Origin of the sequence: Flavobacterium rhamnosiphilum (genome assembly GCF_004349195.1) — a bacterium.
GTDB lineage: Bacteria > Bacteroidota > Bacteroidia > Flavobacteriales > Flavobacteriaceae > Flavobacterium > Flavobacterium rhamnosiphilum.
This window is the reverse complement of sequence record NZ_SMLG01000004.1, coordinates 1-11,922: the sequence shown is the minus strand read 5'-3', so window position 1 is coordinate 11,922 and position 11,922 is coordinate 1. Positions and strand designations below refer to the sequence as shown.

The 11,922-nt window shown below is 36.3% G+C and carries 9 protein-coding genes; 5 read left to right on the top strand and 4 right to left on the bottom strand.

Annotated elements, in window-relative coordinates:
* Positions 1–7: 7 nt before the first annotated feature.
* Genes E0I26_RS06600 through E0I26_RS06580 form a run of 5 tightly spaced genes read left to right on the top strand, consistent with a single transcriptional unit; the run spans position 8 to position 5,355 of the window.
* Positions 8–373, top strand: a complete 366-nt coding sequence (locus E0I26_RS06600; RefSeq protein WP_131915949.1) for a four helix bundle protein — start codon at positions 8–10, stop codon at positions 371–373.
* A 3-nt stretch (positions 374–376) separates the two neighbouring features.
* Positions 377–1,669, top strand: coding sequence for a TolC family protein (locus tag E0I26_RS06595; RefSeq protein WP_131915703.1), 1,293 nt, complete (start codon positions 377–379; stop codon positions 1,667–1,669).
* A gap of 11 nt (positions 1,670–1,680) precedes the next feature.
* Complete coding sequence (locus tag E0I26_RS06590; RefSeq protein WP_131915702.1) at positions 1,681–2,940, top strand: efflux RND transporter periplasmic adaptor subunit; 1,260 nt, start codon at positions 1,681–1,683, stop codon at positions 2,938–2,940.
* Positions 2,941–2,977: 37 nt separating this feature from the next.
* Positions 2,978–3,331 (top strand): heavy-metal-associated domain-containing protein, encoded by a 354-nt coding sequence (locus E0I26_RS06585; RefSeq protein WP_131915701.1) that lies wholly within the window; start codon positions 2,978–2,980, stop codon positions 3,329–3,331.
* A 35-nt stretch (positions 3,332–3,366) separates the two neighbouring features.
* Positions 3,367–5,355 (top strand): heavy metal translocating P-type ATPase, encoded by a 1,989-nt coding sequence (locus tag E0I26_RS06580; RefSeq protein ID WP_131915700.1) that lies wholly within the window; start codon positions 3,367–3,369, stop codon positions 5,353–5,355.
* Between the two features lie 50 nt (positions 5,356–5,405).
* Here the strand turns inward: E0I26_RS06580 and E0I26_RS06575 are convergent, their stop codons facing one another.
* The 4 genes from E0I26_RS06575 to E0I26_RS06555 all read right to left on the bottom strand — a co-directional run.
* Positions 5,406–5,654: a hypothetical protein gene (locus E0I26_RS06575; protein WP_131915699.1), complete on the bottom strand. Its 249-nt coding sequence runs from the start codon at positions 5,652–5,654 to the stop codon at positions 5,406–5,408.
* 537 nt (positions 5,655–6,191) lie between these two features.
* Positions 6,192–8,135, bottom strand: a complete 1,944-nt coding sequence (locus tag E0I26_RS06565) for an OmpA family protein (protein ID WP_131915697.1) — start codon at positions 8,133–8,135, stop codon at positions 6,192–6,194.
* An 11-nt stretch (positions 8,136–8,146) separates the two neighbouring features.
* Positions 8,147–9,058, bottom strand: coding sequence for a PorP/SprF family type IX secretion system membrane protein (locus tag E0I26_RS06560; protein ID WP_131915696.1), 912 nt, complete (start codon positions 9,056–9,058; stop codon positions 8,147–8,149).
* 54 nt (positions 9,059–9,112) lie between these two features.
* The coding region (locus tag E0I26_RS06555; RefSeq protein WP_131915695.1) for a gliding motility-associated C-terminal domain-containing protein at positions 9,113–11,922 on the bottom strand (2,810 nt) is incomplete at its 5' end.

Genomic DNA, 11,922 nt, shown 5'->3' with positions numbered 1-11,922 from the left:
TAAAAAAATGAGTGTATATAGTTTTAAAGAGACAACAGTTTTTAAAAAATCGTTTTCGTTAGCAATGCAAGTTTTTGAAATAAGTAAATTATTTCCAAAAGAAGAAAAATATTCTTTAACTGACCAAGTACGTCGAAGTTCAAGAAGTGTATCTGCAAATCTTGCTGAAGCCTACCGCAAAAAAAGATATCCGGCACATTTCATATCAAAATTAACCGATTGTGATGCTGAAAATTCTGAAACAGGAGTTTGGATTGAGTTTGCATTTGCGTGTGAATATATAAATGTTGAAATAAAACAAAATCTTATTTCTCAAAATGAAGAAGTTGGAAAATTATTATTTCATATGATAAACAATCCTGAAAAATATTAAGCAATGAAAAAACATAAAAAAACTGGTAATTACCTGCGAAGAAGATTTGCTAATTACCCATTCCCCATTTCTTGCAAAGTAAATTTGCTTATTGCAAATTGTCTGCGAAGCAAATTTGCTTATTGTCTATTGTTTTTAACTTGCAATTTTGCTTATTGCCAATTGCCTATTTCTTTAAAAAAAGCTATCGAAATGGCTAAATCAAACAATATCGATTTAAAAATTGCCGATGCAGCAATTGAAAAACAGACCGTTCTCAAAAAAACTGCTTTTCAAGCTGATCCTTTACAGATTCAGTATCAAGGCGGACAGTTTAACAGCAAAGACTACGACCATAATATTTCGGTCCAACAATATTTTCCTATCGGAAAAATTACCAAAGCCAATCGACAACTACAGGAAGAATTGGTCAAATTGGCCGAAAAGCGTAAAGCATTATCGGAATATGAAATAGAGAAAGCCGTAACACTATCCTATTATCAATATTTATTTGGCGTTTCTATTCAAAAATTAAACAATGAATTGAACACTATTTATACCAAATTCCTCAAAAATGCAACCCTTCGTTTCAATACTGGCGAAAGTGGAAATATCGAGGTCATTAGTGCCAAAGCAAAGGTTAAAGAAATTGAAACCCAAAAAGTACAATTAGAATATGACTTGGCTATTTATCAAAAACAATTGCAGTTTTTTGTTCAAACGGAACTAAATATTGTTCCGGACAGTGCAACACCAGTCCAGTTTTCGTCCCTAACGGATACGAATAAATCAAAAGTTGAAGGCTTAGTAACCGAGTATTATCAACAACAGATTTCGGTGTACCAAAAAGAAGCAAATACATTTAAAGCACAAAGAACGCCAAAATTAGGATTGGGTTATTTTGCCCAAACAATTGATACAAAATCCTATTTTCAAGGATTTACGGCAGGTTTACAAATTCCATTGTTTGGTGGTGTGAATACCGCTAAAGCCAAAGCATCGGAAATCAGTATTTCGCAATCGCAATTAGAATTAGATAAAAACAAACTTTCGCTAAAATTACAAATGCAGGAATTGCAAAACGAGTTTGAAAAGCAACAAAAAGGATTAGAATATTACCAGAATGAAGGTCTGCAATATGCCGAACAAATTATTACAACGGCTCAAAAAAGTTATGCCAACGGCGATATGAGTTATTGGACTTACATTAGTTTTCTAAACCAGGCAATTGATATTAAAAAGCAACATGCTGAAACACTAAACTCATTCAATCAAAGTGCTATTCAGCTGCAATTTCCATCCATTTCAAACAACTAAATTTCTTAAAAATGAAAAATATAATAGTCAAAAAAATAGCTTTTAATACTCGATCAACATCATTCTGCTTACTTATTGTTGCTTGTTTCTTTCTTCTGGCCTCTTGTAACGATAAAAAAACGGAAGAAATAAAAGAAGAAGAAAAATCCGAAAATGAAGTCGCTTTAACTGCAACACAATTCAAAACAGTCGGCATCGAATTTGGTATTGTGGAAAACCGCAATTTGAATACAGTCATAAAAGCCAACGGTTACACCACAGTTCCGCCACAGAATGCAGCTAATATTTCAACCTTAATCAGTGGTGTGGTAAAAGATATTTATATACTGGAAGGCACTTTTGTAAACAAAGGAAAAGTACTCGCCACCATACAAAACCTTGATATTGTTGAAATGCAGGAAGATTATAAATCGGCAACAGCCACTATAGAATATTTGCAATTAGAGTTCAATCGTCAAAAAACATTAAGCGATGAAAATGTAAATCCCCGAAAAGTATTTCAAGAAGTAAAATCAAAATTAGCTGTTGAGAGAGCCAGAGCACAAGCCGCTAAAACCAAATTAGCCGCCTTGAATGTAAGCCCGAACGGCAGCAGTTCTTTAGTGCCAATTGTATCGCCAATTAGCGGTTACGTTGGAAAAATCAACATATCAAAAGGGGCATTTGCTGATACTGGAATTACACTTTTTGAAGTAGTCGATAACAGCCAAATGCATTTGGATTTGAATGTATATGAAAAAGATTTAGGTACTATTTCAGTAGGTCAGGAAATAGATTTTGTTTTAACCAACCAATCGAATAAATCGATCAAAGGAAAAATATTCGGCATCAATAAATCGTTTTCTAATGAGAGTAAAACCGTAGCCGTGCATGCTAAAATTAATCCGGGCGATGCCAAGGGGTTAATTTCCGGAATGTATGTTTCGGCTAATATCAACATTCACAATACAACGGTTCCCTCCTTGCCAAAAGAGGCAATTGTAAAAAATGGGAATAAATATTTTATCTTTATTCAGGAAGAAAATCACGAAGAATCAAAAAGCGATAAGCAATTGGCAATTGGCAAAGAAGAAGTGTACAGCCACAAAGAAGAGGAAGAAGAGCACAACGAAATACATTTCAAAGCCATTGAAGTAATTCCGGGTACAACAGATTTAGGCTACACCGAAGTCAAATTTGTAGCGGAAATTCCTGCTGATGCCAAAATTGTGGTAAAAGGAGCATTCTATCTATTGTCAGCTATGAAAGGCGGAGGTGGACACGAACATTAACATTAACATTAATTTATAAATTTTAAAAACACTAAAAATGAGAAAATTATTAAAAACAACAATCCTGTTAATCGCAGTATTCTTTATTTCAAATACGGCTGTAGCCCAAAAAAACAATCAAAAAGCGGTGATAAAAACAGTTTTGAATTGCGATCATTGCAAGGAATGTGAAACTTGCGGCTTAAAATTCAAAACAGAAATGCTGAAAATAAAAGGGGTGAAAATGTATGAACTCGATGATAAAGCAATGACGTTTACGGTATATTATAATCCTAAAAAGACCAATTTGCAAACCATAAAAGGGGCCATTTCAAAATTAGGCTTTGATGCCGACGAAATAAAAGCAGATCCTGCAGGCTACGAAAAACTAGATAATTGTTGTAAAGCCTAAAATTGAAAGTGTAAACGAATTAAATAACACAGAATATGGAACATCAGCATAAATACGATAAAGAAGGGAAACAACTGTGTTGCACATTAGAGGAAAAAATTAATCAAAAAACTGAAAATCATTCAGACGATGACGGTCACGACCACGACCATTCAAGTGGAAATGAAAGTACTTTCAAAATGTTTCTTCCGGCACTAATAAGCTTTGCTTTATTACTTATAGCGATTGCATTCGACAACTATTTACCGCAAACTTGGTTTACAGGTAGGACAAGGATAATTTGGTATGTAGTTGCCTATTTTCCGGTAGGCTTCCCTGTTTTAAAAGAAGCATTAGAAAGCATTCGCAAAGGAGAAGTGTTTTCGGAATTTTTATTGATGAGTATTGCTACCATTGGCGCATTCGCTATTGGCGAATATCCCGAAGGTGTTGCGGTAATGCTTTTTTATGCCGTTGGAGAAGTGTTTCAAACCTTGGCAGTTCAAAGAGCAAAAACAAACATCAAATTATTATTAGACCAAAGACCTGATGAGGCAACAGTAATGAATGGAGAAAATGCGACTATAAAAAAAGCATCCGAAATCACCATTGGAGAAATTATTCAATTAAAACCTGGAGAAAAGCTAGCATTAGACGGAAAACTACTTTCTGATACGGCCTCGTTCAACACCGCAGCGCTAACAGGAGAAAGCAAACCAGATACCAAACAAAAAGACGAAACCGTTCTTGCCGGAATGATTAATCTGAATACGGTTGTTCTTGTCGAAGTAACAACTGCCTACACCGATAGTAAATTATCTAAAATTTTAGAAATGGTGCAGGAAGCAACAGCCAAAAAAGCACCAACCGAATTATTCATTAGAAAATTTGCCAAAATATATACGCCAATTGTAGTACTACTTGCTATTGCCATTTGCCTATTGCCTATTGCATTTTTGGATAATTATGAATTCAATGATTGGTTGTACAGAGCCTTAATTTTTCTGGTTATCTCCTGCCCTTGTGCTTTGGTTATTTCTATTCCATTAGGCTATTTCGGTGGCATTGGCGCGGCGAGTAAAAATGGGATTTTATTCAAAGGATCTAATTTCCTGGATCTAATGGCATCCATTCAAGTGGTGGTTATGGACAAAACAGGAACACTGACCAAAGGGGTTTTCAAAGTACAAAAAGTGGTTGCTGTGGATATTCCGGAAGCCGACTTAGTAAAATATACAGCCGCGCTCGAAACCAAATCGACACATCCCGTTGGGACTGCTATTATCGAATATGCAAAAGGGACAGAGAAAAATGCAACTGTTACTGATGTAGAAGAAATTGCAGGTCATGGTCTTAAAGGAAAAGTGGACGGAAATGAAATCTTGGCAGGAAACGTCAAATTGATGAAAAAATTCAATATCAGTTATGATGTCGAAATCAATACTACACCTTTCACGATTATCGTCATTGCAATCAATCAAAAATATGCAGGGTATTTTTTAATTGCCGATGAAATCAAAGAAGACGCCAAAGAAGCGATTCAGAGTTTGCATAAAATAAACGTCAAAACTGTAATGCTTTCGGGCGATAAACAAGCCGTTGTAGATGCAGTTGCAAAAGAATTAGAGATTGACCAAGCTTATGGTGATTTATTACCCGAAAACAAGGTAGAGAAAATCGAGGAATTGAAATTACAAAACCTAAAAATTGCATTTGTTGGCGATGGTGTAAACGATGCACCAGTAGTTGCCCTTGCCGATGTCGGAATTGCAATGGGCGGTTTAGGAAGTGATGCCACTATTGAAACTGCGGACATTGTCATTCAAAACGACCAGCCTGTAAAGATTTTTACAGCCATAAACATTGGAAAACAAACCAAGAAAATAGTGTGGCAAAACATTACAATGGCATTTGTGGTTAAAGGCATTGTTTTAATTCTTGGAGCAGGAGGATTAGCCACCATGTGGGAAGCCGTCTTTGCCGATGTTGGTGTAGCTTTATTGGCGATTTTGAATGCAGTGAGAATACAGCGAATGAAGTTTTAAACCTGAGATAAATAAGAAGCGTCCCAATTAAGGGACGCTCTTTAAAATATTTATGATTTTTTTGGAGGTGTTTTACCTCCGCCACAACAAGAACCATCTACTGTACACGATTTTTTCTCATCAGAAACAGTTTTAGATTTTTCAGCTGTAGTGCCTGAAACCGTTACTGATGTCTTTTTTGAAGAAATAGCTTCCTGTTTAGATACTGGATTTGCTGCTTTTTTAGGCTCTTGTTTAACATCTTGAGCATTAGCATTCATTGCAAATGCAAATATTAAAATTGTGATTATACTTTTCATTTTTATTTATTTAATAATTTGTAAAGAGTTTGCTTATAACAAAATACCAACTATCATTACGAAGTAACATAGAGAGCATAAAAATTACAGCCAATTTTAATGAAGTATTAAATAAATCTTGGCGGATGCCAAATGTCAAAATTTCTTAAAGAAAGAAAAATTCGTTTAAGTTTGAAATTATTTTTTATAACTAAATCTGTTTGGAAAAGATTTGAATTTTTATATAAAAATGGAATTAATACTTGTAATTTAAGGCAACCCGAAAAAGGAGAACAGCTTTGTTCATCACAACCATTGGTGTCATTTTTTGAATCAGAATTCTCGGAACATGTTTTTTTACAATGTTCTGATGAAAATTTAGCATACATTATCCTAACGGCTGGTGTGACCGTCATGCTTAAAATGTAAAAACTTACTATAAATGCTAAATGTTTCATTGCATGGCAAATGTAATAAAAATTGATTGTAATACATTAAAGTGTTAACTAAAAACAGCCTCTCTGGGAAGAAAGGCTGTTTCATAGTCAAACTGGTTATTTATTCCATCGAAACAACAACAAATTCGCTGCGTCTGTTGGCTTGGTGTTCTGCTTCACTGCATTTTACACCATCAGAACATGTATTTACCAATTGGCTTTCTCCATAGCCTTTACCGGTCAATCGATTGGCTGCTATGCCGTTTTCTATTAACCATGCAACGGTAGCTTTAGCCCTTCTATCAGACAATGCTTCGTTATACTTGGCTGTTTGTCTACTGTCAGTATGCGAACGCACATCGATTTTCATTTTTGGATATTGCTTCATTACATCCAGAATTTTTTCCAATTCAAAAGCCGCTTCTTTGCGAATAAACGATTTATCCAAATCGAAATAAATCATTTTTATTCCGAAACATTTACCCAAATCATCTCCAACGGCCACTTTACATATTGCTTTTGTCAAAGCCAATGGCAAATCGGTTTTACCGTTGATCTCTCCAACAGTAATGGCTCTCTCTTTTGTTTCATAATCGGGCTTTTCGGCTCTTACATAATAGGTTTTGCCACAAGCAGCCTCAAAACTATAGTGTCCCCGATCATTTGCAATGCTTTCTTTGATTAATTGAAATTTTTCGTCAAACAAGCTCACTTTCGCATTGGCAAGAACCAATCCCGTTTCCTGATCGTTGATGACTCCTGTTAAAGCTTGTTCACAAGTCAGTTTTCTGATTTCAGTAAAAGCATAGATGTCGTCATAGCCTTTACCTCCTTCTCTATTGGAGGTAAAAAACCCTTTTCTGCTTTTGCTGTCTATTAAAAATGCAAAGTCATCTTGGGATCCGTTTATAGGACCTCCTATGTTTTTTACTTCTTTAAAAGCATTATCATTTTCTATTTTGGCAACAAATATATCTAATCCCCCTAGCCCTGGTCGTCCATCTGTGGCAAAATACAATTCATTGTCTTCTGATATAAAAGGAAAAGTTTCTCTGCCTTCGGTATTGATGCTTTTTCCAAGATTTTCCGGTATTCCGTAACTGCCGTCGTCGTTAATTGTCACTTTGAACAAATCCGATTGTCCAAGTGTTCCCGGCATATCCGATGCAAAGTATAAGGTTTTATCATCTGGACTAAGTGCGGGATGCGCCACACTGTATTGATCGCTGTTGAAAGGCAATTCCATTACATTAGTCCACTGTCCCTGCTGATCCAAAGTAGATTTATACAACTTTAATAAAGTCACCATTTTACTGTCCTTTCCTTTCTTTCCGTCCAAATAGTTATTTCTGGTAAAGTACATCGTTTTGCCGTCTTTAGTAAAAACCGGTGTCGATTCGTGGAATTTTGAATTTATTCTGTTACCAAATCGTTTTGGTTCACTTAGATCATCATTTGTATTTACTTCAGCCCCATAAAGATTCGTAAACGACCGATTGGTCCATTTGAATACTTTCTTGGAAACACCACCTGTATCGCGTGCAGAGGCAAAGACCAATTTGTTCCCCGAAAACGAACTTCCATAATCCGAAAACCCGGAATTAATTCCTGCGTCAGCTACATTATAACGTCCCGAATTGGCTTTGATTTCTTCAAGGTAATTTTTATTACTCGCAAATAGTTTGGCTCTTTGATCATTGCCTGATTTCTTATTGAATTGCTCCAGGATTTTATTTGCTTCAGCGTATTTGCCAATTGATTTTAACGATTGAGAATACCTGTAATAGTATTCGGCTTCTTGCTCTTGGTTCATCGCAAAAAGTTCAGCATACCATTTTGATGCTTTCGCTAATTCTGCATTGAAATAATAGGCATTGCCCAGCTTTTGAAACATATTTTCATCCTTATAGCCTTTCTCCGCTACACGCTCATACGTGGCAATTGCATCAACATAAGCGTAACTATCGTATTGCTTATTGGCATTCGCGATACGTGTCGTTTGCGCAACTCCCTTAAAAACAAATAAAACTAAAAAAACGGTATAAATTAAATTTTTAATTTTCATAATTGGAATAGTTAAAAGAATCTAGGTGAAGTTATTCGGTTGTAACTATTAAACAATTCGAAACGCAGGAATATTTCATGTGATCCTGAATTATAGTTCCTTAAATTGGTTGTTTCTCGGTCGTATCCATAACCAACATATAAACCATCGGTTATTTGAAATCCAACCATAGCACTTAATGCAGCACTCCATCGGTAAGCAACTCCAACTACAAATTTGTCATTAAACATAAAATTAGCCGAAACATCTGCTTGCAAAGGCGAACCTTGAACCATTTTGGTCAGTATTGCTGGTTTGAATTTTATGTAAGGATCCAGATCGAATACATAACCTGCCATCAAATAATAGTTAATTTTGTCTTTGAATACCGCAACTTCATTATCGTTATAACGATTGGTTTCGATGAAATTTGGCACCGATAAACCTATGTAGGCTTTATCAGAATGCCAATAAACTCCTGCTCCGATGTTAGGCGAAAATTTACTGTTGAAATTTTGAAGATTTGGGTCATCCTGATCTTCTGGATTTAATTTATTAACATCCAGATTAAATAAATTGGCTGTTGCCTTGATACCAAACGAAAGTTTAAAGGCCTCTGATGTGGGAACAGAATAAGACAAATCTGCCGATAAGGTATTTTCATTGGTAGGACCGATTTTATCATTTACTAACGAAACTCCTAATCCTAAATTACTATTATTTAATGGGGTGTTTAATGAAAAAGTACTTGTCTCCGGAGCTCCATCCAGTCCAACCCATTGGGTACGGTATAACCCAAAAATACTTATAACCCCTCTTGAACCTGCATATGCAGGATTAATATTGATGGTATTGTGCATGTATTGCGTGAATTGCGCATCTTGCTGTGCAAATCCAGTGTAACAGGTTAACATCAAAGCGAAAATTAAAATTTTTGTGCTCATATTTTCTATTTTGAACCTGAGGGTTGCTAAACCCTCAGGAATTAGTAGGTTTTTTTATCTTGAAAGGTATAAATATCCGGCTTTATTCACAGTTTGTTTATCGATTGTTGTATACTGGATAATGTAGTAATACGTTCCTGTTGGCAATTCTTCAGATTTGTTTACAGTTACTCTTCCTTCGGAGATACCTTCAAATCGTCTAGAACTGTTATCATAGTTATTAGTTTCATAAACTAAAACCCCCCAACGGTTGTAAATTTCAACTTTATTTGTCGGATAACATTCAACATTTTCAATGTTTTCAATATTAAAGAATGGATTGAATCCATCACCATTAGGAGTGAACGCATTGTGTATTAAGACGCTTTTACATGATAGTACTTCACAACTAGCATCAACAATCATTTTGATTTCAATTCTTCTAGGGCATACACCAGTTGTAATTGTATAAGTGAATGTATACACACCTGCTTGATTTCCAAAGGCATTGAATGAGGTTCCGGTAAATCCGATAGCACTATTTACATTTGTCCAAATGGCATCTGTAGGCACATCATCAGGATTTGGTAACAAAGAACGCAAATCATAAGATAAATCTACAGTAGTACAACTAGATTTAGGAATCTCTGTTACTTCAATTACTTGAGTTACGTGTAAAACCTGAATGAAAGTTGATCTATTTCCACAAGCATCAGATACAGTCCAAGTTCTGGTGATATCATAGATACCATTTACTAGAGCTGATTGAGTTTCTGTAAATACAGGTGTCCCAACTGCTGAACAATTATCTGTAAATTGTAATGTAGGTACAGCAGGTATTTCGCTACATACTACTTGTACTATAGGTTCAAGTTCTGTTACCAAAGTTGGCCCGTTTACATCACTAACTACTATGTTTTGTGTTATAGGGCCACTATTATTTCCACAAATATCGGTAGCAATCCAAGTTCTTACTATTGTATAGTTAGAAGGACAGTTTCCTGCTAAAATAGTTTGTGTCATAGTAACAGTCGCAGTTCCACAATTGTCGGTTGCAGTTAATACAGCAGCAGCAGGAATAGTATCACAAGATGCAATAGTATTGGCTGGTGCGCTTTCATTGAATGTTGGCAAGGTAGTATCTTCTATAGCGAATGTAGCAGTAGATGTTGAAGCGTTACCAGAGTCATCAGTAGCTGTAAATACTACCGTAGCACTTCCGGTACTACCACAACCATCGCTTAATCCATTATAGTTGTTAGACCAAGTTACCTCAGAAGAAGTATCTGTAGCTGTAGCTCCACCATGAGAATCTAACCAAGCTTGTAAAGCTTCATTATTACCATTATCATCACATTGTACGGCAAGATTAGCCGCATTTGTCATTATAGGAGGTGTTGTATCAATAACATTTACAGTTACCGTTGCCGAGTCACAATTCGCAGGGTTTAATTTCTCGCATAAGTTGTAAATGATAATATACGTTCCCGCTGGTGTGTTTGCCGGAACAGTTACAATTCCTGACGTTACATCAATACATGGCACTGGTGCTCCCGCTGTTGCCGGAGCAGCCGGTGTTGTTACCGTTAAGTTCACTAATCCGATAACCACTGCTGTACCGTTTAAAGTGTCTGGACTGGTTGGGTTGCCAACCAATACGTTACCTGCGTTTGGTGTTCCCGTTGTTCCGTTTCCGCCTGTCATCGCATCGTCTATAGCAACAATTGCTGGCGCATCTACAACTATTGTTGCTCTTGCTGTCGAACAATTTGTTGGATTCGCCACTTCGCAAATTCTATATTCTAACGTATAGCTTCTTGCTGACGTGTTTGGTGCTATTGTTACCGTTCCGTCTGTATTTAATGTCAATCCGCTTGGAACTGTTACTCCTGTCAATACTACTTCGCCAGGATTTGTTCCGATGACAACCGCAGTTCCATTTAAGGTGTCGTTTGCCGTTAATGACGGAGTTGTCCCTCCTGCGTTTCCGTTGATTGATACTGTAGTTTCTTCTTTGGCATCGATAATTGGGGCATTTACTGTAAAACTAACTGAAGCTGTATCACAATTACTTGGATTTAATTTCTCACAGATAGAATAAACTAAAGTATACATACCTGCAGGCGTTCCCGAAGCAACAATCACATCCGAGCCACTTAAAGTTATTCCAATATTTGTAGAACTTACAAACCTTAAAATAACATCAGCTGGATTAACCGTAGTACAATTTAATTTATCATTAGCCAATACATCTATCATTGCTATACCTCCTGTAAAACTATTTATTGGAGTTCCAGAATCGTCATTTGCAACAATAAAGTTTGTTACGATTAAATTAACCAAACAAGTATTTTCATTTCCACAAGCGTCTTTAACAGAGATTGTAACAGATGTTGATCCAGATCCAACTACAGTACCTACCGTAGGAACTTGTGTTATAATTAAAGAACTAGTTAAAGTACAATTATCACTTGCTGCAATGTCTGCAGTAAAATCTGGAACTAATGCGGTGCAACTTGAATTTGAAGCAATAGTTTTATTGTTAGCACAAGTTGTGATCACTGGTGCCGTCGTGTCAACCGTTCTGATTAAGTTTTGGGTAACATCGATTGTGTTTCCACAAGCATCTGTTACGCTGTATGTTCTAATTGTAGTTTCGGTAGAACCCACTAAACTTGGAACACCATCGCCAACAAAAGCAACAACCGGAGTTGAACATGTATCCGCCTCATCAGTCACCACAGCAATATCTGCAGCAGGGAAAGTTCCATTGCAACCCGCAAGGGTGATGTCGGTTGAGTTTGAAGCAGTCGGTTTATCGGTATCTCTGGTATAGTTGATTGTTTGCGAAGCCGTTTGAACATTTCCGCAAGCATCCGTTACTG

Excerpts from the sequence above, each read along its gene's own strand:
- E0I26_RS06600 (WP_131915949.1), top strand. The coding sequence starts at position 8 with ATGAGTGTATATAGTTTTAAAGAGACAACAGTTTTTAAAAAATCGTTT.
- E0I26_RS06595 (WP_131915703.1), top strand. The coding sequence starts at position 377 with ATGAAAAAACATAAAAAAACTGGTAATTACCTGCGAAGAAGATTTGCT.
- E0I26_RS06590 (WP_131915702.1), top strand. The coding sequence starts at position 1,681 with ATGAAAAATATAATAGTCAAAAAAATAGCTTTTAATACTCGATCAACA.
- E0I26_RS06585 (WP_131915701.1), top strand. The coding sequence starts at position 2,978 with ATGAGAAAATTATTAAAAACAACAATCCTGTTAATCGCAGTATTCTTT.
- E0I26_RS06580 (WP_131915700.1), top strand. The coding sequence starts at position 3,367 with ATGGAACATCAGCATAAATACGATAAAGAAGGGAAACAACTGTGTTGC.
- E0I26_RS06575 (WP_131915699.1), bottom strand. The coding sequence starts at position 5,654 with ATGAAAAGTATAATCACAATTTTAATATTTGCATTTGCAATGAATGCT.
- E0I26_RS06565 (WP_131915697.1), bottom strand. The coding sequence starts at position 8,135 with ATGAAAATTAAAAATTTAATTTATACCGTTTTTTTAGTTTTATTTGTT.
- E0I26_RS06560 (WP_131915696.1), bottom strand. The coding sequence starts at position 9,058 with ATGAGCACAAAAATTTTAATTTTCGCTTTGATGTTAACCTGTTACACT.